Source organism: Methylobacterium sp. TK31 (genome assembly GCF_055361545.1).
Genome location: NZ_CM143964.1, coordinates 3,898,349 through 3,925,133, shown reverse-complemented (window position 1 = coordinate 3,925,133; position 26,785 = coordinate 3,898,349). Strand labels below are relative to the sequence as shown.

The 26,785-nt window shown below is 70.3% G+C and carries 23 protein-coding genes; 12 read left to right on the top strand and 11 right to left on the bottom strand.

Annotation, left to right across the window (positions count from 1 at the left end; genetic code table 11):
• The first annotated feature begins 201 nt into the window (after positions 1-201).
• On the top strand, positions 202-804 hold the full coding sequence (locus tag ACXJY8_RS18220) for an LOG family protein (RefSeq protein WP_463771684.1): 603 nt from the start codon (positions 202-204) through the stop codon (positions 802-804).
• Between the two features lie 28 nt (positions 805-832).
• Here the strand turns inward: ACXJY8_RS18220 and cysS are convergent, their stop codons facing one another.
• A complete protein-coding gene (cysS, locus tag ACXJY8_RS18215; RefSeq protein WP_463771682.1) occupies positions 833-2,212 on the bottom strand; it encodes a cysteine--tRNA ligase in 1,380 nt (459 codons plus the stop codon).
• A gap of 328 nt (positions 2,213-2,540) precedes the next feature.
• Here cysS and ACXJY8_RS18210 point away from each other — a divergent pair, with 328 nt between their 5' ends.
• Positions 2,541-2,879, top strand: coding sequence for a hypothetical protein (locus ACXJY8_RS18210; RefSeq protein ID WP_463771679.1), 339 nt, complete (start codon positions 2,541-2,543; stop codon positions 2,877-2,879).
• 61 nt (positions 2,880-2,940) lie between these two features.
• Here ACXJY8_RS18210 and ACXJY8_RS18205 read toward each other — a convergent pair whose 3' ends face one another.
• A complete protein-coding gene (locus tag ACXJY8_RS18205; RefSeq protein ID WP_463771676.1) occupies positions 2,941-3,459 on the bottom strand; it encodes a CreA family protein in 519 nt (172 codons plus the stop codon).
• Between the two features lie 164 nt (positions 3,460-3,623).
• Between ACXJY8_RS18205 and ACXJY8_RS18200 the strand changes: the two genes are divergently transcribed.
• The 7 genes from ACXJY8_RS18200 (at position 3,624) to mscL (ending at position 12,731) form a co-directional block, all read left to right on the top strand.
• Positions 3,624-4,637, top strand: a complete 1,014-nt coding sequence (locus ACXJY8_RS18200; RefSeq protein ID WP_463771673.1) for a DUF2865 domain-containing protein — start codon at positions 3,624-3,626, stop codon at positions 4,635-4,637.
• 92 nt (positions 4,638-4,729) lie between these two features.
• Positions 4,730-6,958, top strand: coding sequence for an OmpA family protein (locus ACXJY8_RS18195; protein WP_463771670.1), 2,229 nt, complete (start codon positions 4,730-4,732; stop codon positions 6,956-6,958).
• 349 nt (positions 6,959-7,307) lie between these two features.
• Entirely contained in the window at positions 7,308-8,978 is a 1,671-nt protein-coding gene (locus tag ACXJY8_RS18190; protein ID WP_463771668.1) for a methyl-accepting chemotaxis protein, read from the top strand.
• Positions 8,979-9,205: 227 nt separating this feature from the next.
• Complete coding sequence (locus tag ACXJY8_RS18185) at positions 9,206-10,420, top strand: MFS transporter (protein WP_463771666.1); 1,215 nt, start codon at positions 9,206-9,208, stop codon at positions 10,418-10,420.
• Between the two features lie 207 nt (positions 10,421-10,627).
• Positions 10,628-11,338, top strand: a complete 711-nt coding sequence (locus ACXJY8_RS18180; RefSeq protein WP_463771662.1) for a phosphatidylserine decarboxylase — start codon at positions 10,628-10,630, stop codon at positions 11,336-11,338.
• 9 nt (positions 11,339-11,347) lie between these two features.
• Positions 11,348-12,220, top strand: a complete 873-nt coding sequence (locus ACXJY8_RS18175; protein ID WP_463771659.1) for a CDP-alcohol phosphatidyltransferase family protein — start codon at positions 11,348-11,350, stop codon at positions 12,218-12,220.
• 82 nt (positions 12,221-12,302) lie between these two features.
• Positions 12,303-12,731, top strand: coding sequence for a large conductance mechanosensitive channel protein MscL (gene mscL / locus ACXJY8_RS18170; RefSeq protein ID WP_055946911.1), 429 nt, complete (start codon positions 12,303-12,305; stop codon positions 12,729-12,731).
• A 10-nt stretch (positions 12,732-12,741) separates the two neighbouring features.
• Here mscL and ACXJY8_RS18165 read toward each other — a convergent pair whose 3' ends face one another.
• The 4 genes from ACXJY8_RS18165 to ACXJY8_RS18150 form a co-directional block, all read right to left on the bottom strand.
• Positions 12,742-13,008: a hypothetical protein gene (locus tag ACXJY8_RS18165; protein WP_463771652.1), complete on the bottom strand. Its 267-nt coding sequence runs from the start codon at positions 13,006-13,008 to the stop codon at positions 12,742-12,744.
• A 214-nt stretch (positions 13,009-13,222) separates the two neighbouring features.
• Positions 13,223-13,633 carry a DUF1236 domain-containing protein gene (locus ACXJY8_RS18160; RefSeq protein WP_463771649.1) on the bottom strand — a complete coding sequence of 137 codons (411 nt, stop codon included), beginning with the start codon at positions 13,631-13,633 and terminating at the stop codon, positions 13,223-13,225.
• Positions 13,634-13,817: 184 nt separating this feature from the next.
• Positions 13,818-14,558, bottom strand: a complete 741-nt coding sequence (locus ACXJY8_RS18155) for a sigma-70 family RNA polymerase sigma factor (RefSeq protein ID WP_463771646.1) — start codon at positions 14,556-14,558, stop codon at positions 13,818-13,820.
• A 150-nt stretch (positions 14,559-14,708) separates the two neighbouring features.
• Positions 14,709-15,548: a class II glutamine amidotransferase gene (locus tag ACXJY8_RS18150; protein WP_463771644.1), complete on the bottom strand. Its 840-nt coding sequence runs from the start codon at positions 15,546-15,548 to the stop codon at positions 14,709-14,711.
• A 286-nt stretch (positions 15,549-15,834) separates the two neighbouring features.
• Here ACXJY8_RS18150 and ACXJY8_RS18145 point away from each other — a divergent pair, with 286 nt between their 5' ends.
• The 3 genes from ACXJY8_RS18145 (at position 15,835) to ACXJY8_RS18135 (ending at position 20,890) form a co-directional block, all read left to right on the top strand.
• Positions 15,835-18,381, top strand: a complete 2,547-nt coding sequence (locus ACXJY8_RS18145; protein ID WP_463771642.1) for an ABC transporter transmembrane domain-containing protein — start codon at positions 15,835-15,837, stop codon at positions 18,379-18,381.
• A 140-nt stretch (positions 18,382-18,521) separates the two neighbouring features.
• A complete protein-coding gene (locus ACXJY8_RS18140) occupies positions 18,522-19,757 on the top strand; it encodes a L,D-transpeptidase family protein (RefSeq protein WP_463771637.1) in 1,236 nt (411 codons plus the stop codon).
• A gap of 233 nt (positions 19,758-19,990) precedes the next feature.
• Positions 19,991-20,890 carry an MBL fold metallo-hydrolase gene (locus ACXJY8_RS18135; RefSeq protein WP_463771635.1) on the top strand — a complete coding sequence of 300 codons (900 nt, stop codon included), beginning with the start codon at positions 19,991-19,993 and terminating at the stop codon, positions 20,888-20,890.
• A 43-nt stretch (positions 20,891-20,933) separates the two neighbouring features.
• Here ACXJY8_RS18135 and ACXJY8_RS18130 read toward each other — a convergent pair whose 3' ends face one another.
• The 5 genes from ACXJY8_RS18130 to ACXJY8_RS18110 form a co-directional block, all read right to left on the bottom strand.
• On the bottom strand, positions 20,934-22,406 hold the full coding sequence (locus ACXJY8_RS18130; RefSeq protein WP_463771632.1) for an amino acid permease: 1,473 nt from the start codon (positions 22,404-22,406) through the stop codon (positions 20,934-20,936).
• A gap of 164 nt (positions 22,407-22,570) precedes the next feature.
• Entirely contained in the window at positions 22,571-23,239 is a 669-nt protein-coding gene (locus ACXJY8_RS18125; protein ID WP_463780775.1) for a DJ-1/PfpI family protein, read from the bottom strand.
• 167 nt (positions 23,240-23,406) lie between these two features.
• Positions 23,407-23,784 (bottom strand): response regulator, encoded by a 378-nt coding sequence (locus ACXJY8_RS18120; RefSeq protein ID WP_463771628.1) that lies wholly within the window; start codon positions 23,782-23,784, stop codon positions 23,407-23,409.
• 15 nt (positions 23,785-23,799) lie between these two features.
• Positions 23,800-25,071, bottom strand: a complete 1,272-nt coding sequence (locus tag ACXJY8_RS18115; RefSeq protein ID WP_463771626.1) for a sensor histidine kinase — start codon at positions 25,069-25,071, stop codon at positions 23,800-23,802.
• Between the two features lie 200 nt (positions 25,072-25,271).
• Complete coding sequence (locus ACXJY8_RS18110; RefSeq protein ID WP_463771625.1) at positions 25,272-26,783, bottom strand: M48 family metalloprotease; 1,512 nt, start codon at positions 26,781-26,783, stop codon at positions 25,272-25,274.
• Positions 26,784-26,785 lie beyond the last annotated feature (2 nt).

The following is a 26,785-nucleotide window of genomic DNA, read 5'->3' as shown; positions in this document are numbered from 1 at the left end:
ACCGGCACGGCGGCCGAAATTCCATCGCCGCGGGATCGAGCCCGTCGACAAACCGGCGATTGATGGCGACATATTAGCGAACATGACCGGATCACCAAATCACACCTGCCGCATCACGGCCGGATCTTCCGTAAAATCAGCAGTTTGGCTCGTGGATAGGGGCATACGGGCCCTGGACCCGGCGCATCAGGGAGGTCCGGCATGGCTCCGGTAAGGACGGTCTGCGTCTATTGCGGCTCCGGCTTCGGCGGCGATCCGGCCTTCACGGAGGCCGCGGTGACCCTCGGCAAGGCGCTGGCGGAGGCCGGGATCGGGCTCGTCTACGGTGGCGGCAACGTCGGCCTGATGGGCACGGTCGCGCGGGCGGTTCTCGAGAACGGCGGTCACGTCACCGGCATCATTCCCGACTTCCTGAAATCGCGCGAGCGCATGCTCGACGAGATCCAGGAGACCATCGTCGTGGAGGACATGCACACGCGCAAGCGGCTGATGTTCGAGCGCTCGGACGCCTTCGTGGCTTTGCCCGGCGGCATCGGTACCCTGGAGGAGCTGGTGGAGCAGCTCACCTGGGCGCAGCTCGGCCAGCACAACAAGCCGATCCTGCTGCTCTCGGTGGCGGATTTCTGGACGCCGCTCCTGACGCTCCTCGACCACATGCGGGCGCAGGGCTTCATCCGCGAAGGGCTCGACCTGAGCTATCTCGTGGCCACCGAGGCGGCCGACGTGGTCGGCCTCCTGCGCGACGCGGCCGGGGCGGTCGCGCCGGCACCGGCCGCCGAGGCCCTGGTGGCGGAGCGGTTCTGAGGCGACGTCCCCGCGCGGCGGCCCGGGTTCAGGTCGCCACGCTCCAGGTCGTCCCGTCCTTGCCGTCCTTCACGGCGACGCCCATGCCCAGGAGTTCGTCGCGGATCCGGTCCGAAGCGGCCCAGTCCTTGGCGGCCCGGGCCGCGCGGCGGTCGGCGATCAGCGCTTCGACCCGGGCGACATCGACGCCGGCCGCCCGGATCGTACCCTGATCGCGGGCCGACTTCGTTTGGGTGAGCAGGCCGAGCAGGTTGGCTCCGGCCTTCAGCGCCGCCGCATCGTCGAGGCGGTGCAGTTCGGCCAGGGCCGCGGCGGTATTGAGGTCGTCGAGCAGCGGCTCGCGCACGCTCTCCGGGATCGAGCCGGCGGCGTCCGCGTCGCCGACGACGCCGTACCAGCGGTCGAGCATCCGGGCCGCTTCTTCCAGGCCGCGCAGAGTCCAGTCGATCGGCTGGCGATAATGGGTCTTCAGCATCGCGAGGCGCGCAACCTCTCCGGGCCAGTCCTTCAGCACGTCGCGGATGGTGATGAAGTTGCCGAGCGACTTCGACATCTTCTCCCCCTCCACCTGCAGGAAGCCGTTGTGGAGCCAGACGTCGGCCATCACGTCGGTGCCGAAGCAGCAGCGCGACTGGGCCACCTCGTTCTCATGGTGGGGGAAGATGAGGTCGATGCCGCCGGCATGGATGTCGAAGCGCTCGCCGAGATGCTTCCACGACATCGCCGAGCACTCGATGTGCCAGCCGGGCCGGCCCGGCACCGCGATCCCGCAGGGGGAGGGCCAGGACGGCTCGCCGGGCTTCGAGGGCTTCCACAGCACGAAGTCGAGGGGCGAGCGCTTGTAGGGCGCGACCTCGACGCGGGCTCCGGCCTCCATCTCGTCGAGCGGGCGCTTCGAGAGGGCGCCGTAATCCGGCATCGAGGGCACGTCGAACAGCACGTGGCCGTCCGCCACGTAGGCGTGGCCGCGATCCACCAGGCCCGCGATGATGGTGTGCATCTCGGCGATGTGGTCGGTGGCCCGCGGCTCGACGAAGCGCGGCCGCGCGCCCGGCACGTTGACGTCCTCCGGCATCAGCACGCCGAGTTCGCGGATGTCGGCGTGGAAGGCCTTCAGGGTCCCGTCGGTCAGTTCGCGGATGCTGATCCCACGCTCGGAGGCCCGGGCATTGATCTTGTCGTCCACGTCCGTGACGTTGCGGGCATAGGTGACGTGGGCCTCGCCGTAGAGGTGGCGCAGCAGGCGGAACAGCAGGTCGAAGACGATGATCGGCCGGGCGTTGCCGATATGTGCCGCGTCGTAGACCGTCGGACCACAGGCATACATCCGCACGTTCGTCGGATCGATCGGCGTGAAGGCGGCCTTCTCGCGGGTCAGCGTGTTGTAGAGCCGCAACATCGAGGCCATGAAACTTTCCTTGCGTCCCGGGCCTCCATCCGGACCCGTCCGTCCCTGATCCGCCGCACCGCGTTGGTTTCGTACGGCTTTTGCCGCACCGCATCCAACCGCCCGCCACATCGTCGCCGCGTTCCGCTCGGGGTCCTGTTGCGCGAAGGCGACGGCCCCGACGCCCGTCCTGCGCTACCCCAAAACCATGAGCAATTCGAGAACGACGCCGGACCGGCAGACCTCGGAACCCGCTGTCTCGAAAACGACGACGCGGCGAAAGGGTTTGTTAACCCGGTGCCGTGAAATTTTCGCCCCATACGCTTCCGACATCAGCAAGGTTCTGCCCATGCGCCGCGCGGCCGCCAGTATCGGCGCTCTCTTCGCCCTCGCCTTCACCGTTCACGGCAGCTTGGCCTCCGACGGCGAGAGCCCGGCCAAGGCCCCCGGCACGGTCGAGAAGACGTTCTTGATCCCGTCGAGTGAGGGCTACGGCGTCGGCGACTGCCTCACCAACGGCGAGAGCGCCTGCGGGCAGGTCGTCGCCAATGCCTGGTGCGAGGCGCAGGGCTTCGCTTCGGCCGGCTCCTTCGGCGTCGCGGCCCAGGACGAGTACACGGGCGCGATTCCGCCGGCTCCGGTGGCGAAGCCCGCCGAGCGCCCGATCCGGATCACCTGTCAGGACTGATCACCCGCGAGAATCGATGGGCGACCGGGCCGTCCCATGCGGAGCGGCCCGGCCCCGCGGCCTACTTGTCCATGAACGCGTCGCAGCGCGGCGGCGGCTCGGTGCCCCAGGGCATCAGCGGCACGGCCGAGGTGGAGTTCTTGGGCGAGCCCTGGATCACCTTGTCCGAATAGACCATGTAGATCAGCGTATTGCGCTTTGTATCGCAGCCGCGCACGATCTGCATCGATTTGAAGATCAGCGATCGGCGCTCGCTGAACACCACGGCGCCCTGCTTGAACTTCTCCTTGAACTGGACCGGGCCGACCTGACGGCAGGCGAGCGAGATGTCCGAGACATCCTCCGCCAGGCCGAGCGTGCCCTTGATGCCGCCCTTCTCGGGCTGCGTGTACCAGCAGGCGACGCCGGCCACCGACGGATCGTCGATCCCGTAGACCACGAGCTTGTCGTTGGGCGTCAGCGGACGCCAGACCGTCGACTTGTCGAAGATGCGGTCCGCATCGTCCGCGCGCGCAGGGAGTGCGGCGAGGCCGAGCCCCAGCGCCAGCGCGCAGCCTGTGAGACCCCGAAGCCACATCATCGTATCATTCCCCTCAGTTTGTTCCGGGCGGATGTGGGAAGGGTGTCGCCGTCGTGCGAGGGTCGCTAATAAACTTGTGTTGAGCCCGTTCGCCCCGCTTCGCCGAAGTCTCTCGCTCGGGAGGCCTCGCGCGGCGGCGTCCCGCCATTCATTGCAATCAGGCCATGCCGCTGATCCCCTTCCAGATCCGCACGCTCGTCCGAGTGCTCGCCGGCGTCCTCACCGCCACCGCCCTGACCGGTGCCGCCGAGGCCCAGACCTCCGCCTGCCTGCGCTACCGCTCGGAACTCGCCGGCCTCAGCGACGGGGCCAGCACCGCGCGGGCGCTGCAGAACGAGATCGGCCGGCTCAACGCCTATTACCGCACCCTGAACTGCGAGGGCGGACGCTTCCTGTTCTTCGATTCGCGCCCCCCGCAATGCGGCGCGGTCGAGCAGCGCATCCGGGCCCTCAATGCCGGCTACGGCGCCGAGAACGGCGAGGTGACGGCCGCCCGCCGGCAGCAGCTCACCGAGGCGATCGCCTCCGCCTGCACGGATGCGGCGAGCCGCAGCCTGATCAAGGCGGACGGTGCTCCGGGCGAGGCGCGGGCGCGGGGCGGCGCGCAGGTGATCTGCGTGCGGACCTGCGACGGGGCCTATTTCCCGATGACCAACCTGCCCGACGGGCGCGAGGGGGCCGACGAGCTCTGCCAGGCGCTCTGCCCGGGCGCCGAGGCTGCCGCCTATTCGATGCCGCATGGCGACGAGGCCCTCAAGCAGGCCGCCACCCTGAAGGGGAGCCGCGCCTACACCGCCCTGCCCAACGCCTTCAAGTTCCGCACCTCGTTCACGCCGAACTGCTCGTGCAAGCGCGAGGGGCAGACCTGGGCACAGTCGCTGGTCAAGGCCGAGAGCATGCTCGTGCGCCACAAGGGCGATATCTTCGTCACCCCGATGCAGGCCGAGGCCCTGTCGCGTCCGCCCAAGGTGCGCCTGACCCTGGTGGGTCGGGCCGACAAGACCGCCGCCGGGATCGCCGCCGACGCGGCCACGCGCAATGCCGGCATCGCCACCGATGCCGCCGCTCCGCCGGAGCCGACCGTCGCGGCGACGCCGGCGGTCGGCGAGGAGCGTCAGCCCGTGCGGATCATCGCCCCGAACCTGTTCTCGACCGCCGCGCGCCAAGGAGCCCCCTGAGGCCACCTGTGCGCGCCGGTTGGCCGAAAAACGGGAACCATCCCGCCCGCATTCTGTTCCGAAGGCCTCATCAACGACGTGAGTGACCTTCGATGCGGAGCATCCGCCACCTTCTTCTGACCGGCACGGTCCTGCCCGCCCTGATCCTCTCCGGACCGGGGCTGGCCCGACAGGAATCCATGCCGGGCGGCGCCATCCTGCTGGCCCAGGCCGGGCCGGGCGAGGGGCCGCGGGGTGGTGGCGAAGGTCCGCGTGGGGGCCCGCCCGGTGGCGGGCGCGAACGGCCCGAGCCGCGCCAGGAGCGACCGGAACCCCGTCAGGAGCGGCCGGAGCCTCGCCAGGAGCGGCCGGCTCCCCGTCCCGAGCCGCGTCAGGAGCGACCGGAACCCCGTCAGGAGCGGCCGGAGCCACGCCAGGAACGGCCGGAGCCACGCCAGGAACGGCCCGAGCCGCGCCAGGAGCGACCGGCTCCCCGTCCCGAGCCGCGTCAGGAACGGCCAGAGCCCCGTCAGGAGCGTCCCGAGCCGCGCCCGGACCGTCAAGAGCGTGCTCCGGCGGCGCAGCCGGAGCGTCCGGCCGCCCGGCCGGACCGACCCGAGCCGCGCCAGGAGCGCCCCGCCCGCGACGAGCGCGGTTCCGGCGCCGATCGCGACCAGAATCCGCAGCGGCGCGCGCCCGGTGCCGAGGGACCGGGAGAGCGTCCGTCGCCCCCGCCGGCGGCGCGTGAGCGCGCTCCCGATCGCCCGAACACGCCCGAGCGTCCCACCGAGCCAAACCGCCCCGCTCCCGCGCAGCCGCGGCAAGCCCCGACGCCTGGCCAAGCCCCGACGCCTGGGCAAGCCCCAGCACCCGGACAAGCCCCGACTCCCGGGCAAGCTCCCGCGCCCAATGCGCCCGAAATCCGCAATCCTGCCAATCCTGCCAATCCGAACGTGCCGGGCGCGGCTCAGCCTAGCCGCCCGAATGCGCCCGGCGAGCCGCGTGCCCCTGGCCAGCCGACTCCGCAGCCCGGTCAGCCGGGCGCCGTGGCCCCCAACGCGCGGCCCGGCGTTCCGGGTCGTCCGTTCGTCCCGCCGGGCGCGCCCAATCCGGACGCGCAGCGGCCGGACGGGCGTCCGGGTGCCGGCGCCAACCCGGCCGATGCGCGGCCGGATCGAGAGGGACCGGTTCCCGGCGGCCGGGATCCGCGAGATCCGGCTGCTCGGGATTCAGGGACCCGTGACCTGCGCCGCGACGATGCGGGTCGGCCCGATCTCCGGCCGGGCGATGCCCGTCGCGACGACCGCGGCATCGACGACCGCCGCGAGGACCGTGAGCGTCGCGACGCCTTCGAGCGTCGCGATGCCCGCAGCGGCTTCAACGCGCCGGGGCGGCCGGGCTACGTTCCGGGCGGCTTCCGCGACGACGACGACGTGCGCGACTACGATCAGGTGCGGCGCGACCGGCGCGAGTTCTCGGAAGGGGGGCGCACCTATATCCGCGAGCCCGGCCGGATCATCGTGCGCGACCGCGACACCTACTTCATCCGGCACGACGAGAACGAGCGTTTCCGCGACCTCGACCGGCGAGCCTACCGCAGCGAGCGTCGCGGCGGAGACACCATCACGTATCTCGACCGGCCGGGCGGCGAGCAGATCGTCACCATCGTGGACGATGACGGCCGCCTCGTGCGTCGCTCCCGCCGCTTCCGCGACGGCCGCGAAGTCGTGATCATCGACAACAGCTTCGGTGGCGGCGTCGCCCGGCCGATCTACGAGGATGTCGTCGACCTGCCGCCGCCGGACATCCGCATCCCGCGCGACCGCTACATCGTCGATTACGACGGCGCCGACGAACGCACCGTCTACGAGGCGCTCTCGGCCCCGCCGGTGGTGGCGGTGGACCGGCGCTACACCCTCGATCAGGTGCGCTACAGCCCGCAGCTCCGGGCCCGTATGCGCAGCGTCGACATCGACACGATCACCTTCGACACCGGTTCGTTCACGGTGACGCCGGACCAGGCCGCCCGCCTCTCCACCATCGCGGCGGCGATGAACCGGGCGATCAAGGCCAACCCGCAGGAGGTTTTCCTGATCGAGGGCTACACCGACGCGGTGGGCTCCGACATCGACAACCTCTCGCTCTCCGACCGCCGCGCACAGTCCGTGGCCACCGTGCTGACCCAGAACTTCCAGGTCCCGCCCGAGAACCTGACCACCCAGGGCTACGGCGAGCAGAACCTGAAGGTGAACACGCAGAACGCCTCGCGGGAAAACCGCCGGGTCACGGTCCGTCGGATCACGCCCCTGATCCAGCAGCAGGGCGAGGCGTCCCCGCGCTAGAGGACGAGCTTTCCGACGAACCGAATCCTGGTTCCGTCGGAGGTGCACGGACGGCCGGTCATGCGCGAGGCGCTGGCTGGCCGTCCCGCTTTTCGGCGTCGCACGACCGGCCCGTTGGCCTATTCGCGCGCCTCCGGATGCGGATCGGAAAGCCGCTTTTTCAAGCACACGGCTCGGTCGTGCGTCCGATTTCCTCCTTAAGGGAGGACAATCCAAGTCCTTGTTTCCGTATCGTATTTGTTTTTAATCACTTTTTAAGGGATAATCTGGAAATATAGGCTGTCTCTCAAGGCCTGTTATTTTCTGTCCGCCGCAGATATGGCAGTATCTCCAGTGCGCCGATCGGACTATGAATATCAATCTGAAGTGGATATTGATCTCGATCATCGGTTCTTTGATCGGGGCATTGAGTATTCAAGGGTTCGTAGCAGTCAGCGGTCTTCAAAAAATTCGGGAAAATACCACTGAGATATCTGAAGCTTGGCTCCCGAGTGTAAAATCTTTGGGTGAAGTCAAATACACAATGACGAATTTGCGTCTCGTTGATGCCCGTTACGCTCTCGGTCGCGAAACACCCTCGTCGCTGAATAAGCTCGATGCAGAGCGTTCAACGGCGGTCAAGCTGGCCCTGCGGGCTTATCAACCCTTCGTCACCTCGCCCGAGGAGCGTGTGGTGGCGGATGACATCGGCAAGCGCTTCCTCGACTATGACAAGATGCGCGACGGGTTCCGGGAGCTGTTCAGAGCCGGCGATCAGCTAGCCATGGTCAATGCGTTCGAGATGACGCGCTCGGCCTACCAGGATCTGATGAACGTCATCGACGACGATGTCGCGCTCAACAACCGTGGTGCCGCCGCGGCGGAGGCCACCTCGAAGGAGCGCTACGAGCATGCTTTCTGGCTCACGGTTGCGGTCTGCGTGGGCTCCGTCCTGATCGGCGTTTGTGGCGCGATATTCGTCCTCTTCGGCGTGACGCGGCCGATCACCCGGATCACCGGTGCGATGCAGGCCGTCGCCGGCGGCAACCTGGGTGCGGAGATCCCCTATTCATCCAGCCGTAACGAGATCGGCGCGATGGCGTCCGCCCTGTCGGTCTTCCGCGACAACCTCCAGGAGACCGAGCGCCTGCGCGAGCAGCAGAAGACGCGGGAACTCGCCGCCGAGGAGCTACGTCGGCAGGGCATGCACCAGATGGCCGACGGCTTCGAGAGTGCGGTGAGCGGCATCATCACCATGGTGACGTCGGCCGCGACCGAGCTTCAGGCGACGGCCCAGAGCATGTCGGGCACCGCCAACGAGACGGCCAACCAATCCACCGCCGTGGCCGCGGCGGCGGAAGAGGCCGCCTCGAACGTCAGCACCGTGGCGGCGGCCGCCGAGGAACTCGGCTCCTCCGTGCATGAGATCGGGCGGCAGGTGGACGGCTCGGCTCAGCTCGCCCAGCTCGGCGTGGTCGAAGCGGAGCGGACGGTCTCCCTGGTCCAGGATCTCAGCACGGCCGCGACCAAGATCGGCGATGTGGTCGCGATGATCTCCACGATTGCCGGGCAGACGAACCTCCTGGCCCTCAACGCGACGATCGAGGCGGCGCGGGCCGGCGAGGCGGGCCGGGGCTTCGCGGTGGTGGCGGCGGAAGTGAAGGAGCTCGCCAACCAGACCGCGCGGGCCACGGACGAGATCGGGACCCAGATCGGGCAGATCCAGGGCTCGACGGGACAGGCGGTGACCGCCATCGGCAGCATCACCCACCGCATCCGCGAAATCAGCGGCGTATCGACCACCATCGCGGCCGCGGTGGAGGAGCAGGGCGCGGCGACCCAGGAGATCGTCCGCAACGTCTCGCAGGCGGCCGTCGGCACCGAGCTGGTCACCTCCAACATCGCGGGCGTGGCGGGTGCCGCCGAGGAGACCGGGGCCGCCGCCGCCCAGGTGCTGTCCTCCGCGAGCGAGCTCTCGCGGCAATCCGAGCATCTCGGTGCCGAGGTCGCCCGCTTTCTCGCCACCGTTCGGGCGGCCTGATCGCCGCCTTCGAGGACGCGAACGCGTTCAGTGACATCCGGCGTTCCCTGTCACGCCGGACGCCGACGCGGTTGCCCCATCGTCGACCCGACCTGTATACCCGCCTCGGCCGCGCCGACCCCGAGGTATCCGCTGCCCTCGGGCCTCCTTCGTGAGGGGCCGGTGGCCGGGCGAGATCGTCCGCTGCGGCGCGTCACGGTCCCCGGGCCGACTCCGCAGGAGCATCCATGAACGAGGCGAGCGAGCGGTTGATCGAGGCCGGAACCCCGGCCTTCCGCCGCACCGCCATCGCGCTGGGAGCGGCCGGGTTCTCGACCTTCGCGGTGCTCTACGGGGTGCAGCCGCTGCTGCCCGTCTTCGCCGACGACTTCGCGGTCTCGCCCGCCGAGAGCAGCCTCGCCCTGTCGCTGCCCTGCGCCATGCTGGCGATCGCGCTGCTCGTGGTCAGCCCGCTCTCCGAGGTCTGGGGCCGCAAGCCCATCATGGTGGCCTCGCTCTTCGCCTCGGCGCTCCTGACCATCGTCGCCGTCCTGGTCCCGAGCTGGCACGGATTCCTGGCCCTGCGCGCGCTGACGGGGCTCGCCGCCTCCGGCCTGCCGGCCGTGGCGATGGCCTATCTCGGCGAGGAGATGCACGGGCGCGCCATCGGCCTGTCGATGGGTCTCCTCATCGGGGGCAACGCGCTCGGCGGCATGGTCGGCCGCCTGCTCGCCGGGATCATCGCCGACCATGCCTCCTGGCGCTGGGGGCTCGGCACCATCGGCGTGCTGGCGCTGCTGGCGGCCATCGCCTTCGTCTACCTCCTGCCGGATTCCCGCCGTTTCCGGGCCAACCGGATGCGCTGGCGCGAGGTGCCCGGCACGTTCGGCCAGCACTTCCGCGATCCCGGCCTGCCCTGGCTGTTCGCCGAGGCGTTCCTGCTGATGGGCGGGTTCGTGTGCATCTACAACTACATCGGCTTCCGCCTGCTCGATCCGCCCTTCTCCCTGAGTCAGAGCGCCATCGGGGCGATCTTCGTCGTCTACCTGTTCGGGACCTTCTCCTCGGCGCTCACGGGCGAGATCGCGAGCCGGCTCGGGCGGCGCAAGGTGCTGTGGCTCGCCATCCTGCTCGGCCTCGCGGGCGTGAGCCTGACGCTGTCCGGCCACTTGGCGCTGATCATCCTCGGCATCGTCCTCGTCACGGTGGGCTTCTTCGGCGCGCATTCCGTGGCCAGCAGCTGGGTCGGGCGCCGCGCCCTGCGCGACCGGGCCCAGGCTTCGTCGATCTATCTCTGCCTGTACTATCTCGGATCCTCGGTGCTCGGCACCGCCGGCGGCTGGTTCTTCGCCCATTCGGGCTGGATCGGCGTGGTGGCGTTCTTCGCGACCCTCTACGGGGTGGCGCTGGCCATCGCCCTGCGGCTGTCCCGGCTGCCGCCCCTCGTCCAGGCCGACGGCTGAGCGGATCGCCGCGGCGGCCTCGCGCGTCCTTGATGCGGAACCGCGCTGGGATGCCTCGCGCGTTCCTGATCCGAAACCGCGCTGGGACGCCTCGCGCGTCCCTGATCCGAAACCGTATGACGGACGCGCGTCCGTGCCTTATGAGGGGGCCCCTGCCCAGGGAGCCTTCCGGGGGCGCCCACCAGACGAAAGCAGTCCTGAGCCCTCATGACCGACCTCCTCGAGACGATTCGCCGGACGCTCGTGCCGATCCACAAGGAGGGCTATCCCTTCATCGTCATCGGCATCGTGCTGACGGTGATCGGCGCCTACTTCGCGCAGTTCCTCGGCTGGGTCTTCCTGATCCTGACCCTGTGGGTCTGCTACTTCTTCCGCGATCCGGAACGGATCACCCCCGTGGGCGACGGCCTCGTGGTCTCGCCGGCCGACGGGCGGGTGAACCTCATCTCCACCGTGCTGCCGCCGCCGGAACTCGACCTGCCGCAGGAGCCGATGCTGCGCATCTCGGTCTTCATGAACGTGTTCGACTGCCACGTGAACCGGGTGCCGGTGACGGGCCGGATCGGACAGATCCACTACACGCCGGGCCTGTTCCTGAATGCGGAGCTCGACAAGGCCAGCGACGACAACGAGCGCAACGGCCTCGTGATGGAGACGACGCACAAGGGCCAGCCCCTGCGGGTCGGCGTGGTGCAGATCGCCGGGCTGGTGGCGCGCCGGATCGTCGGATGGGTGCATGCCAACGACACCCTGAACGTCGGCGAGCGCTTCGGCCTCATCCGCTTCGGCTCGCGCGTCGACGTCTACCTCCCCGTCGGGACCCGCGTGCTTGTCGGCCTCGGCCAGAAGGCCGTGGCGGGCGAGACCGTGCTCGCCGATCTCGGCGGCGGGCCCGAGCGCGTGTTCCGGCGCATCTGAGGGGTTCCCATGGACGATCTGTTCCCACCCTTCGCGCCCGACGCGAACGAGCCCCGGCCCCGCCGCTTCAAGCCGGTGCCGTTCCGGATGATCGCGCCCAACATGATCACCCTGATGGCGCTCTGCCTCGGGCTGACCGCGATCCGTCTCGCCTTCGAGGGCAAGTTCGAGCCGGCGGTGATCTCCATCGTGGCCGCGGCGTTTCTCGACGGCATCGACGGGCGCGTGGCCCGGATGCTCAAGGGCACCTCGCGCTTCGGGGCGGAGCTCGACTCCCTCGCGGACTTCGTCAATTTCGGCTGTGCACCGGCGCTGATCCTGTACGGGTTCGCCCTGAAGGAGCTGCGCTCGGTCGGCTGGATCGTGGCGCTGATCTTCGCCATCGCCATGGCGCTGCGGCTCGCCCGCTTCAACGCGATGCTCGACGACCCCAACCGCCCGGCCTGGAAGAAGGATTTCTTCGTCGGCATGCCGGCGCCCGCCGGCGCCCTGACGGCCATGCTCCCGCTCTACCTCAACTTCCTGGGCCTGCCGATGGAGCATTGGGCGGCCCCCGTGGTGCTCGGCTACATGCTCTGCATCGCCCTCCTCGTGGTCTCCACCGTGCCGACCTTCTCGGGCAAGACCATGGGCAAGCGCGTGCCCCGGGACTGGGTGCTGCCGATCTTCCTCGTGGTGGTGGCGGCCTTCGGCCTGTTCATCAGCTTCCCCTTCGAGGCGATGGTGGCCCTGGCACTCGGCTACCTCGTCACGCTGCCGATCGGGGCGGCTCAGTATCGCCGCCGGGCCAAGGCGGAGGGGCACGGTGCGGCCTCGATCCCGGTGGGCGAAGACCTGGCTGAGCCAGCGGGCCCTGCGCATGATCGGGCCGTGGACATCTGAGGGGCGGCGCTGTCGCTTCCGGCTCGTCTTCGACTAAGCTGGAGGTTGCCCGGATGCTTCGTCCGGGCTCGGAGGCAAGGCGATGCTCGAGGAGTTCAAGAAGTTCGCGCTGCGCGGCAACGTCGTGGACTTGGCCGTCGGCGTCATCATCGGCGCCGCCTTCGGGGCGATCGTCACGTCGGCGGTCCAGGACCTGTTCATGCCGATGATCGGCGCGATCACCGGCGGTCTCGACTTCTCGAACTACTACATCGCCCTCTCTTCGAGCGTGCAAAAGGGTGCGGCCTACGCCGATGCCAAGAAGCAGGGCGCCGTGATCGGCTACGGTCAGTTCATCACGGTGGCGCTGAACTTCATCATCGTCGCCTTCGTGCTGTTCCTCGTGATCCGGGCGATGAACCGCCTCGTCAGCAAGGAGGAAGCCAAGCCCGAGGCCGTGGCCGAGGTGCCGGCCGACGTGAAGCTCCTCTCCGAGATCCGTGACATCCTGGCGACGAAGCCGACGGTCTGATCGACCTCGCTCAGCCCTTCGGCATGGTCCCAGAGACGGCTCCGAGATCGCCGAGCAGGCCTTCGAGGGCCTGTTCCACGGCCTCCGTGCCCTCCTCGTGGGTCTTCAATCGCACCTCGAGGCGCTTGAGCTGCGGGGCGAAGGCGTCGGGGACGGCCGGATCGCCGAGATATTCAGGGACCGTGTCGCCGGTGGTGAACACCGTCCGGAGCTGCTGGCCGAGATGATCGCGCACCGGCTCGGGAAGGGCCGGATCGACCATGGAATCGTCTGCCATTGTCTGGGTATCCTTCGCGTCCATCGACAAATTCGTACCCACGCAACGCGTGCCGGAGGAAGAACGGCCGAGATCGCCAAGTGTTGCACCGTCCATCGCCATGGATCGCCGGCCCGGCAACTCGCCTGAACAGTTCCGGACAGACAAAGGCCCCCGGCGATCGGGTCGCCGGAGGCCTCGATCAATCACCGCGCCGGGGCGCGGTGGTCACGTCTTAGTCGATCACTTCGACGATGCGGTGGCTGCGGTCGACCAGCACCGGACGCTCGTTGACGATGGTGTAGCGGGCGCCGCGGGCGTTGTACTCGGCGGGGACGTCGTAATAGGTCACGCCGGAGCTCGGCAGCACGGCGCCGACGCGGACATCGCCGTTATAGTCGTAGGACGAGCGACGCTCGCGGGTGACGTACTGGCGGAAGCGGGGACGGTCATCGACGCCGAGGATGCCACCGACCGTGCCGGTGGCCGCGCCGACGGCGCCGCCGACGATCGCGCCGACCGGGCCGGCCGCATCCGCACCCTCTTGGGCGCCGCGCTCGGCGCCGCGGACCAGGCCCTGCGCCTGGGCGGCCATGGGCAGGCTGAGGGCGATCGCGGAGGCGGCGAGAAGGGTCTTGAAGTTCATCGTGAAGCTCCTGAACGAGTGTCCCGCGACGCTGTGAAGCGCTGCCGGGTTCAGGGCAGTAACGTCCAACTCCCGGAAGGGATGCGTCGAAAACTCCGGGAACGAACGGAGCCGACGGCACCGTCCGCCGCGCCGGAGGGCGCGGACGGACGCTGGGAGGTCAGGCGGTCGCGGAGGTCCGGGCTCAGGCGTCCTTGGGCATCGCCGACTGGATCAGCCGGTCCGAACTCAGGTCCTCCTCGTCGTAGCCCAGGAGTTCGGCGAGGCGCCCGCGGGCGCGGCTGACGCGGCTCTTCACGGTGCCGACCTTGCAGCCCATGATGGCGGCGGCCTCCTCGTAGGACACGCCCTCGGCACCGACGAGCACCAGCGCCTCGCGCTGGTCCGGCGGCAGCTTGCCCAGGGCCGTCTGCAGGTCCTCGACGTCGAGGCGGTCACCCTGGTGCGGGGCGGTGGCGAGGCGGGCGGCGTAGGAGCCGTCCTGGTCCTCGACCTCGCGCACGCGCTTGCGGTGGTCCGAGTAGAAGATGTTGCGCAGGATCGTGAACAGCCACGCGTTCAGGTTCGTGCCCGGCTGGAAGCGGGCGCGGTGCTGCCAGCCCTTCAGCAGGGTGTCCTGCACGAGGTCGTCCGAGCGGGCCGGGTTGCTCGTCAGCGAGAGGGCGAAGGCGCGCAGGGACGGCACGGCGGCGAGCAGGCCGTTGCGGAACTCGGGCTCGATCGCCTCGCCGCGCGCCTTCAGCGCGGCTTCCAGCTGCGCGACGAGCTCGGCGAAGCGGGTCGGTTGCTCGTCCGGCGCCAGTCGCTCGTAGACCGTGCGCAGGTGCTCGCCGAGATGGCTGCGGATGTTGGAAGACAGGTTCGGCCGGCCATCGGCGGAGGCCGACAGGGCGTCGGGGGCGGTGTCGGTCACGTCGCGTGTCATGGCTCGTCGTAATCTGGGGCGGTCAGGTTTCGTGTCGGCCCGAGGCGTCCGAGAAGCACCCGCGCGGTCCACTGATCCCGGGCGTTGTAGCGCATCTGTGCCGGTGACGCATCCCGCAGGCAAACCGTAGCGGTTGTGGCCGGCGCCGCATCAACAGCCGCAGGGGGACGGAATGCGCACGGCGCGCGGGGGCTTGTCGGCGGCGGCCTTCGGGGCGGCCGGTTTGAGAATGCGCACCGCGCCGTCGCGCAGCGAGAGCACGTGGCCGCGTTCCACGTCGGTCCAGCACTCGTCGCGGGTGAGCGCCTTCGTGGCGATCACCGTGACGACGTCCTTCGCCCCGGTCTCCTGCGCGAAATCGACCCGCCAGTCCTCGTCCACCAGGGTCGCGGTGCCGAAGGGCGCGCAGCGCGTCAGGTAGCACAGGCGCTTGCCGCAATGGGCATAGAGGGTGCGGCTGTCCGACAAGAGCATGTTGAACACGCCGAGGCCGTGCAGCGCGGCGCAGAGATCGGCCACGGCCCGGTCGATCCGCGCCGGGCTCGGCAGGTCCGGCCAGCGCTGCTGGAGCTGGTCGAGCATCCAGCAGAAGGCATGCTCACTGTCGGTGGAGCCCACGGGCTTGAACCAGGTCAGGGGCCACTTCTTCACGCCCTTGAGCTGGCCGTTATGCGCGAAGGTCCAGCGCCGGCCCCACAATTCGCGGCTGAAGGGGTGGGTGTTCTCGAGGTTCACCCGGCCCCGATTGGCCTTGCGCACATGGGCGATGACGATGCGGCTCTTGATCGGCGTCCGGCGCAGGAGCCTGGCCAGCTCCGACTGCGCGCTCGGCTCCGGCTCGTGGAAGGCGCGGGCCCCGCGTCCCTCGTAGAAGCTGATGCCCCAGCCGTCGGCGTGCGGGCCGGTCTCGCCTCCGCGCCGCGCCAGGGCGGCGAAGGAGAAGCGGATATCGGTGGGCACGTTCGCGCTCATGCCGAGCAATTCGCACATGGAGGTTCGGGAGACTCGGGTGGGAAGGACCAAGGGGCCTGACGAGGCGGCGGACCCCCGGGAGTGACCGCAGGGCCACGCACTCTAGAGGGATTTTCCCGCCCGCGGGAGCCGGCAATCCTCTCGAAACGCTTCGGATGGCGCAATCGGCCTACCGGCGAGGCGAATCGACGGCGGAGAAGAGAGGCAGGCCCCCGAGGTGCGTCCCCACGCTTTCGCCCCTGGGGGTGATCCTCTAAGCCGCTCCCGGGCCCCAGTTTCCCGGGGCGTCGTGGACAGGGTGCCGATGGACCGCGATCCGATCGCCTTCACCTGGCGGACCGCGCGGAGGGAGCATGCCGCCGCGGTCGGGCTGGCGCTCGGTCTCGGCGGCCCCCTCGCGCTGCTCGCGCTGCTGTGCCTGCGCGATCTCGTCGGCGTCCAGGTGCACGACACCGATCCGGCGCGCCCGTTCCTGCGGATCGCCGCGGCCCTGCCCTGGCGTCCCGCCGCCGAGGGCCCCTTCGTGGCCTTCGGCGGCTGGATCCTGCCGCACGGCGAATTGGTGCGGGCGGCCTTCCTGGGACTCGCGGCGGCGGCACTGGCCTCGGCCGGCCTCGGCTGGGCCGTGGCGCGCCTGTGTTTCCACGCCCAGACCCGCTCGGTGGCGGCCCTGCAGGGACGGGTCACCGAGGCGATCCTGCGTGCGCCGCCCGGCGCCCGCGACGAGGCCCGCGCCCTGGCGCAGGCCATGGGCGATCTGCTCGCCCGGCTCGACACCCTGTTCGGCCTGGCGATCCTGGTACCGGCATTGGCGATCGGCAGTGCCGTCCTCGCCCTGGTCCTCGCCGGCCTCGCCGCACCGCGCCTCGTGCCCACGGTTGCCGCGGGGATCCTGGCCGCCGGCCTCGCCCGGGCGCTGATCCAGCGGCGGATGCAGGACCGGGCCGCCCTGCGCCTCCGGGCCGGCGGGGCCGCCGGACGGGCGCTGTCCGACCTGATCCGGCGCATGCCGGCGGTGCGGGCGCACGGGGCCGTGGCCTTCGAGCGCCGGCGCCTGGCCGCCAAGGGCGCCAGCACCCGCGACGCCCTCGAGGCTTCGGAATCCGCCCTGGCCTATGCCCGCGCACCCTCTATGGCGCTGGCGATCCTCTTGCCGGCGATCGTCGTCGCAGTGGCGCTGTGGCGCGGCCATGACGGGACCACCGCGCCGGTGGAACCCGGGGCGCTGCTGGCCGCCGCCGGCGGCTTCGCCCTCGCGGTGGTGGCCCTGACCGTGACCCTGAGGCTGGCGAGCCTTCATCGCGCCCTCACCGGACCGTTCCGCGACGTCGCCATCGCCGTACCGGCCCTGGAAGGCCGTGCCCCGGCCCGGCCCGGTACGGTGACGGCCCTGCCCGAGGCCGGCACCCTGGTGGCGCAGGGGGTCGGGGCCTACGATCCCGCCACCGGCGAGCGCCTAGCCGGCGTCGACGCCACCCTTCCGATGCCGGGTCACGTCGCCATCCTGGGCGAGCGCGGCAGCGGCAGCCGGGTCCTCGCCGCGATCCTGGCCGGGCAGCTCGAACCCTCCGCCGGCGCGGTCACCTACGGCGGCATCGATCTGCGCGCCTTCGAGCCTGAGGAGCGGGCCCGGCGCATCGCCCTGGCCGGCGCGGAGGCCATCCTCATCGAGGGGTCCCTGCGCCAGAACATCCTCTACGGCGCCTCCGGCACGCCCGACCCCGACGACCTGATCACCACCCTGCGGATCACCGGGCTCGACGCCTTCGCGTATGCGCGCGGGCTGGAAGGCACCGTCGATCCGGCGGCCGAGCCGGAGATCGCCCGCGCCGTGGTGGCCGCCCGCCGCGCGGTCCGCGAGGCGCTTGCCGCCGACAAGGCCGGCCGCCTGGTCGAGCCCTTCGATCCGGCCCGCTACAACCACCAGGCCACGGTGGGCGAGAACATCCTCTTCGGCGAGGCGGTGGGGCCGGCCTTCGCCCCCGACCACATCGCCGCGCACCCGTATCTCCGCGCCGTGCTGGAGGCGGAGGGACTCAGCCGCCCCCTCACCGAGATCGGCCTCCAGGTCGCCCGGAGCCTCGTGGAGATCTTCGCCGACCTGCCCGACGACCATCCGCTCTTCGAGACCTTCTCGCTGTTCCCGGCGGCCGAGCGCGGCTTCTTCGAGGATCTCGTCGGGCGCCAGCCCGAGGCCAGGGGCTGGCGCCGCGGCCCGGCCGGCCAGCGGGATCGCAAGCGCCTGATCGGCCTCGCCCTCCGCTACAGCGAGACCCGGCACCGCTTCGGCCTCATCGACGCCGCCTTCGAGGAGCGGCTGGTGGATGCGCGCCGCTCCTTCGCACGCCTGATGCCGCCCAACCTGCGGGGGGGCGTCGAGTTCTACGACCCGGCCCGGCTCACGGCCGCCGCGAGCCTGGAGGAGAACATCCTGTTCGGACGCATCAACGGCGAGGAGGCCGGTGCCGAGGCGCGGGTGCGGGCCCTGGTGCGCCGGGTGCTCGCCGACGAGGGCCTGGAGCCGGCCGTCTACCGGCTCGGCCTCGAGAGCCGGGTCGAGCCCGGCCTCGCCGGCGGCGGCGCCAGCCTGGGCGAGAACGCCATCGGTCCGCGCGAGCGCATCGCCATCGATCTCGCCCGCTGCCTCGTGCGCCGCCCGGACATCGTCGTCGTCGCGATCGCGCTGGAGGACCGGAAGGGCGACGAGATCCGCGCCCGCCTCGCGGCCCTGCGCGCGGCCCGGGCCGGATGCGGGCTCATCGTCTGCCTGCCGGATGCCGAGGCCCTCGCCGGGGGCGAGCCCTTCGACGCGGTGCTGCGCATCGAGCGCAACACGGTCCTGGCCGCCTGATCGCGGGGGAGGACCGGGCCGCCGCTGAGGTTCCGCGGCATTCCCCTATTGCCGCCCCATTGGGATGCGATAGGCAGGAGAGCGTGCATCGTGCACGGGCGTCCGCCCGCCAGCGGACGGGTCGCTCTTCGGGACCACGCATGGTCTTCCTGTTCCGGGATCCGCTCCGCCGTGCGGCATCGGCCCTTCTCGCCCTCTCGGCGCCGCTCCTGGCCCTCGGCGCCGTGATCGCGGCGTCGCCCGCCCCGGCCGAGCCATCCAAGGCCTTCGCACCGATTCCGGCCGCGACCCTGGCGCTGATGCAGGCCCGCGGCACCACCGCCTCGGCCCCGGTGCTGTTCCGGGCCTACAAGAAGGAATCCGAGATCGAGGTCTGGAAGCGGGCCGGCAGCGGCCGTTTCGTCCACGTGAAGACCTTTCCGATCTGCCGCTGGTCGGGCCAGCTCGGCCCCAAGCGCAAGAGCGGCGACCGTCAGACCCCCGAGGGGTTCTACACGGTGCCCCAGCGCCAGATGAACCCGAACTCGCGCTACTATCTCTCCTTCGACGTCGGCTACCCCAATGCCTACGACCGGGCCCACGGCTCCACCGGTTCCGCCGTGATGGTGCACGGGGTCTGCTCCTCGATGGGCTGCTTCGCCATGACGGATCAGGTGGTGGGCGAGATCTACGCCATCGCCCGGGAGGCCTTCGCCGGCGGGCAATCCGCCTTCCAGTTCCAGTCCTACCCGTTCCGGATGACGGCTGCGAACATGGCCCGGCACCGGACCGACCCGAACATCGACTTCTGGCGCCAGCTCAAGGAGGGGGCCGACCGGTTCGACGCCATCGGCGAGGAGCCCGCCGTCGGCGTGGTCGCCGGGCGCTACACCTTCGCGCCGGCGAAGGATCCGGCCAAGGAAGCCCAAGTCGTCGCCTATCGCCGGGCCGAGGAGGCGCGCATCGCCACCCTGGTGGAGGAGGGGAGTGCCGCCGTCCGCACCACCTATTCCGACGGGGCGCAGCATCCGTTCTGGGCGGCGCTCGCCGCCAGGGGCGCTCCCCTGGGAGACGTCAGCCGGCCCGAGGCCCTCGCCTATGCGGGACAGGAGGTGGTGGTCATCGCGGCCCGGCCGCGCCCGGTCCAGGTGGCCGAAGCGGTGTGGTCGCGCTGGATCGCCCCGGATTCGCTGCTGTCGCGGACGCGGATGCCGGGCTTCGTCCCCGCCTATGAGCGCGCCGGGCCGCTGTTCGCGCCGCTGGCCACGGCCACCCCCGGGACGCCGACCTACCCGCTCGCCTGGCCGCGCCTGGTCCGCCTCGGCCTCTCGGGCGATCTCCCGCCGCCCGCGATCGCTCCGGCGCGGGGCGCGATCGACGTGCTGGCGCAGCGGTAAATCGGGCTGGTGGCCGGGTCGACACAGTGCGCCGGCGAAATTTTCCGCGCGCCGCATCCCTGCCCGGCCATGTGCGGGCTCGCACATCGGGGTCGGAGGCGGCTTACTACCTCAGAGCAGTTCCACTTCGATCCCGGCACCCGCCTGTCGCCGACCAGCGAGGATTTGGATCGCGCCGGTGCGACGAAGGGCACCCGATCCGCGTTGGGATCGGGGCACATGGTAATCGAACGATGACCTTCTCCTCCCGCCCCATCGCGGATGACGGCCTCACCCTGACCTTCTGGGGGGTGCGCGGTTCGACGCCCGTCAGTGGCCCGGACTACGTCGAGTTCGGCGGCAGCACGCCCTGTCTCGAGATCCGGTGCGGCGAGCGCCTGTTCCTGCTCGATGCGGGCTCGGGTCTGAATGCCTGCGGGCGCCATCACCGCGATGCGATGCCCAAGGAGATCGATCTCCTGTTCAGCCACCTGCACCTCGACCACACCGCCGGTCTGCCGTTCTTCAAACCTGTGGTGCTCGATCCGGGGCGGACCCTCAACACCTATTGCGGCAACCTCGACGGGGAGAGCGCTGCGGCGGCCCTCGACCGGCTGTTCTCGCCGCCGCTGTTTCCCGTCACCCTCGACATCATCCCCTGCCGGCTGGCCCATCACGGCTTCAAGGCCGGCGAGCGGCTGACCTTCCCGGACGGCGCCACCGTCGACACGATCCTGCTCAACCATCCGCAGGGCTCGGTGGGGTATCGCTTCGAGCATGCGGGCCGGCGGCTCTGCGTGATCAGCGACATCGAACACAGCGATCCGTGGCCCGACACGGCCCTGATGGATTTCGTGCGGGACGCCGACCTCGTGGTCTATGACGGCATGTTCACGGAGGGCGAGTACCCGGTCTGCCGGGGCTGGGGCCACTCGACCTGGCAGAAGGGCGTGGAACTGGCACAGGCGGCCGGGGTCAAGGCGCTCGCCATCATCCACCTCCATCCCTGCCACACCGACGCGATGCTGCGCAGCGTCGAGGCCGACATGCAGGCGGAGATGCCCTCCGCCTTCATCGCCCGCGAGCGCCAGACCGTGGCCGTGGGCGAGCCGGTTCGGAGCGCGCCCACATTGGCGCTGGCGCGCACCGCCTGAGGCGTGGCGCCTCGCCGGCGAGGCGAGAAATCGCCTGGTTCGTTCAGGCCGCTTCCTCGCGCCCGACCCGGCTGTGGCGCCGGCTCCAGGCGAAGTAGATGACCAGACCGATGGCGAGCCAGATCAGCAGGCGCAGCCAGGTCTCCCCGTCGAGCGACACCATCATGGCAAAGCAGCTGAGGATGCCGAGGATCGGCACCAGGGGCACGAGCGGCGTGCGGTAGTCGCGCCGCGCCTCCGGCTGGGTCCGGCGCAGGATGATGACGCCGACGCAGACGAGGATGAAGGCCAGCAGCGTGCCGATGCTCGTCATGTGGCCGAGCTGGGAGATCGGCAGGAAGCCGCCGAGCGCACTGGTGAACACCATGAAGAACAGGTTCGAGCGGTAGGGCGTCTTCCAGGTCGGGTGGATCTTGGAGAAGAAGCCCGGCAGCAGCCGGTCCTGGCTCATGGAGTAGAACACCCGGCTCTGGCCCAGCAGCAGCACCAGGATGACGGTGGAGAAGCCCGCGATCACCCCGAGGGTCACGAGGCTGCGCAGCCAGGGAAAGGGCGTCTGCGCGATGGCGGTGTTCACCGGGGCGGCGTCGCCCTTCATCTGGTCGTAATGCACGAGGCCGGTGAGCACGCCCGCGAAGGCGATGTAGATCACCGTGCAGATGGCCAGCGACCCCAGGATGCCGATCATCATGTTGCGCTGGGGGTTCTTGGCTTCCTGCGCCGCCGTCGAGACCGCGTCGAAGCCCACATAGGCGAAGAACACCACGCCGGCGCCGCGCATGATCCCGCTCCAGCCGTACTCGCCGAAGGTGCCGGTGTTCTCGGGGATGAACGGCACGTAGTTCTGTGCCTTGATGTAGAACAGGCCGACCCCGACCACGACCGCCACCACCGCGAGCTTGACCAGCACCACCACGGCGTTGACCCGGGCCGATTCCCGGATTCCAATCATCAGGAGGGCGGAGGCCGCCACGATGATGAGGATCGCCGGCAGGTTAACGAGGCCGTGCGCCACCGTGCCGTCGGCGAGCTTGTAGGTCTCGAAGGGCGAATTCACCAGGCTGGGGGGCAGGTTGACCCCGAGTGTGTCGCGCAGGAACCGCGTGACGTAGCTGGACCAACTCACCGACACGGTGGCGGCGCCCACCGCGTATTCGAGCACGAGATCCCATCCGATGATCCAGGCCACGAACTCGCCCATGGTGGCGTAGGCGTAGGTGTAGGCCGAGCCCGCCACGGGGATCATGCCGGCGAGCTCGCTGTAGCACATGCCCGCGAAGGCGCAGGCGATGGAGGCGATGGCGAAGGAGATCACCACCGCGGGGCCCGCGTGCTCGGCCGCCGCGATGCCGGTGAGCGAGAACAGGCCGGCGCCGATCACCGCGCCGATTCCGAGCGCGATCAGGCTCCAGGGGCCGAGGGTGCGGGCGAGCTTGTGCTCGCCGCCTTCCGCGTCGCTGTTCAGCCGTTCCAGCGATTTCGTACGCGTGAGGTCGCCCGCGAGGCCTGCCGCCATGGGTTGGTCCTATCCTTTTTCGGAGCGGATGGGCCGCCCGGTGTTGCGCGCGGTCCCGGAAGGTGACGGCAAAGATGTGAGCTTCGGAGTGCGATCTTGGCGTGTGCCCGACGCAGTGGCAAACGGCCATTGAGGACACCAGCAGGTTTCGGGCCGCGGCCCGATCACGGACGCGTGAAATCCGCTGCGGCCGCCGCGGCTTCCGCACCGTCGATCAGCGGGCGGAGGATCGCCCGCGCCCGCGCGGTGATGGCCGGGCCGGCCGTGGCGGGCGTTCCCGCCTCGAAGGGCGGTGCCGGGGCGTACTCGGCCACGAGCTGGCTCGTGCGGGCCGCCTCGGACCCGGCGAGGCGGGCGGAGAGCGCCAGGGCGAAGTCGAGCCCCGCCGAGATGCCCGCCGCCGTGACCCGGTTCCGGTCGAAGACCACGCGTTCATCCACCGGGATGGCGCCGAGGCGCGGCAGCACCCGGTCGCGCACGCACCAGTGCGAGGTGGCGCGGTAGCCTCGAAGCAGGCCGGCCGCCCCGAGAATCAGCGAGCCGGTGCAGACGCTGGTGATCCAGCCGGCGCGCGCCGCCCGGTCGCGCAGGAAGGAGAGCGTGTCGCGGTCACGCATCTGGGCGGGGGTCCCGTCGCCCCCCGGCACGAACAGCACGTCGAGGTCGCGCGGGCAGGTCTCGAAGCTGTCGCCGGCCACCAGGGCCAGCCCGGTATCCGATGGGACGGCCCCGGTCGTGCGCCCCACGAGATGCAGCCCGCCCCCGGCGATGCCGGACAGGAGGGCCTGCGGGCCGACGAGGTCGAGGGCGGTCATTCCCGGGTAGAGCAGCATCGCGATGCGCAGCGGCCTGCCCGGCGCCGGCGCTTCCCCGGACGTGCCGGCCGCGGGTGCGCCGGCCGCGGATGTGCCGGACTTGGACGAGCCCGGGGCGGCCAACGCGGCGGCGCCCGCAAGCCCGGTGGCCGTGACCGTACGGCGGGTCGGACCGGGTGGGCGGCTCACGCGGTCGGCCTGGCCTCGAAGGACTCGATCGCCTTGATCAGCGTCGCCGCCCGGTAGGGCTTGGTGAAGAACACGCTGCCCTCGATGAGGCGGGGCGGCGTTTGCGAGAAGCCCGTGGCGTAGATGATCGGCAGGCCCGGCCGCAGCGCCCGCGCGGCCTCGGCCAGCTGCCATCCATCCATGAGGCCGGGCAGCCGGATATCGGTGAACAGGAGGTCGACGGACGCCTCGGCCTTGAGGATGTTCAGGGCGATCTCGGCGGTGGCCGCCTGGAAGACGACGAAGCCCGCATCCTCGAGATCGGCCGTGATGACTTCGAGCAGCAGGGGCTCGTCCTCGACCATCAGGATGCGCGGTTTGGGTGCGTTGCTCATCGTCGTCACAGTCCGTCAGGCGTAACCGACGCGCGGTGCATGCGTGATCCCTGCCGTCTCGCTGCTCGCGCGCGGCGACGATACCTCAGTGCGGTCACGGGGCAAGTAGATCCAGACGGTCGTGCCGCGACCCGGTTCGCTTTCGATCTGGGCGTGCCCATCGGACTGCTTGGCGAAGCCGAAGACCTGGCTCAGGCCGAGGCCGGTGCCTTCTCCCACCGCCTTGGTGGTGAAGAACGGCTCGAAGGCACGCGCGAGGATGTCCGGGCTCATGCCCCGTCCGCTGTCCGCGATCGCGATGGCGACATGGTCGACGTCGCGCAGGGTGGGGATCGTCGCGGCCTCGGCGGCTGGAACGTTGCGCGTGCGGATCACCGCGTGGCCCCCCTCCCGGATCGCGTCGCGGGCATTCACCGCGAGATTCAGCAGGGCGTTCTCCAACTGATTGGCGTCGACGCAGACCGGCCAGACCTTGGGGGCGAGGACCATCTCAGGGACCTCCACCGTCCCGAGGGCGCCGCGCAGGAGTTCCGACAGGTCGCGGATCAGGCCGTTGGGGTCGACCCGCGCCGGCTGGAGAGGCTGGCGCCGGGCGAAGGCGAGCATCTTCTGGACGAGGGCCGCCGCGCGTTCGGCCCCCGTCAGGGCTCCCTGCAGGGATCGGCGTGCGCCGCTCTCCGCGGGCAGGAAGCGCTCGATCCGATCGAGATTGCTGATGACGACGCCGAGCAGATTGTTGAAGTCGTGGGCGACGCCTCCGGTGAGGGCGCCGATGGCCTCCATCTTCTGGCTCTGGCGCAGCATCTCCTCGGCCCGGTCGCGCTCGGCATAGGCCTCCTGCAGGGCGGCAAGCGCCGCGTCACGCTCGCGTATGCGGGCCAGCAGCTCGGCATTCGCGGTGCGCAGCTGTGCGGGCGAGGGCAAGGCGAGGGCTCGCGGCAGCAGGACCCAGAGCAGCACCGCGGTCATGATCGAGGCCGCGGCCGTGACCGCCTTGACCGCCGCCTCGGCCGCGTAGTCCGGCACCCACAGGGTCCAGATCTCGAAGAGATGGGTGGTGCCGCAGGCGAGGATGAACACGGCGAAGGCCCAGAACATCCAGCCGAAGGCGACGTCGCGCCGACGGGTCACGAAGACGCCGAGGGCGACCGGAATCGTGAAGTAGGCCAGGGCGATGATCGCGTCGGAGACGACATGCGTCCAGATCAGCTCCGGCCGCCAGAGCAGGCAGATCCCATGCGGCGCCAGGCTGGTGCGATCGAGGAAGCCGGTCAGGATTTCGAGCATGTCGGATCTCGAAGGGTCACGGGGGTAGCCGCTTCGGACCCGGCGGGTACCGCGGGACTGATGCAGTCCTATCTATAGCCTGCCGTGTGGCCGTCGTCTTCGACAAAAGCATCCGTCGACTGTGAGCTTTTTCAGGTCAAAACTGTAAGAGCCGCAGTTCAACAGAGCCGTTCCTACGACCATCGGGCGCCGGGGCCGGACTACTCCACCACGACCTTGTAGGTCTGACCGGCGCGCAGGGTGGCGCCGCGCTCCAGGCCGTTGAGCACGAGGAAGCGCTCAACCGGCTTGTCGGGGACGACCATGCGCTGCGCCAGGGTCTCGACGCTCTCGCCGGGGCCGGCGGTCACCACGACGAGGCGCAGGGGCCGCAGGGTCCGGGCCTCGGCCGGATCGATCGCGGACAGGCTCTCGGTCCAGCGCCGGAAGGCACCGTCCGGATCGGTGCTGCCCTTGGCCGCCATGATCATCCGGAAGCTGGTCTCGCCGACGCGGATCACGGCGAGGCGGAAGGTCCAGTCCTTGCCGCGGGACAGGGCCGTCGCCGCCGGGAAGCCGGCGACCATGCGGTTCTCCAGGGAGCCGGGCTCGACGACGTCGTTCCAGGTCGCCTTCAACACCTCCTCGAGGCTCTGGCCCGGATTGCTCTCGACCTGGTCGAAGAGCAGGCGCCGGCTGCCCTCGCCGGTGGTGCCGAGGACCGCGTTCCGGGTGTTCTCGATGGAGAAGGCCTCCGGCACCTCGAAGGCGATGCCGAGGGCGGGATGGAGGAACTTGCTCCCGCGCACGACCCCGTCGCCGGGATTGTCGCCGTAGGCGATGCCGTCGATGGCCGCGAGGTAGCGGGTGCGCTCGTCGACGCCGAGGCCCGGCGCGCCGATGAGGCGGGCGGCGCGGGTCACCAGGGTGATGCGCTCGACGGTGCCCGGATGGGTCGCCAGCATGTCGGGCTCGCCGGCTTGGCCGGTGCCGGTCTTCAGGGCGGTGGTCCGGTTCAGCGCGGTGAGGAAGCGACCGGCCCCGAACGGATCGTAGCCGGCGCGGGCCAGGGTGCGCACGCCGACGCTGTCGGCCTCGAGTTCCTGATCCCGCGAGAACCGTGCCAGGGCGAATTTCGACTGGCTCTGGAGCTGGGCGCCCGTGACGGGATCGTTGAGCACGTCGGCCACGACCTTGCTCACCAGCTGCGAGCGCAGCGCCAATTCGGTGCGCGCCGTGGCGTGGCGCAGGGTGACGTGGGCGATCTCGTGGGCGAGGACGGCGGCGACCTCGGAGGTGTCGCTCGCCAGTGCCAGCAGGCCCCGGGTGACGTAGAGCCGGCCGCTCGGTAGCGCGAAGGCGTTGATCACCGGCGAGTCCAGCAGGGTGACCGCGTAGGTCTCCTCCGGCCGCTCGGTCGCCTTGACGAGGCGGTCGGTCACGTCGCTGACCAGCCGGAGCGTCGCCGGGGACCGGTACTCCCCGCCGAAGGAGGCCACCAGCTTGGCGTGGTCGGCATCCGAGGCGGTGCGCTCGCGCCCCGTCGTGCGCGGGGCCTCGCGGGGCACGGCCAGCGCCGCCTTCTGCACGACGGCACCGGTCTGGTCGCCGATGCAGCCCGTGAGCAGCAGGCCGAGCAGCGGCCAGGGAGCGACGCGGACGCCGAGCCGGACCCGGCCCGCGAGAGGATGGGCGGCGGCCGTGCGCATCGTGAGGCGGAGGATCGAAGCCATGC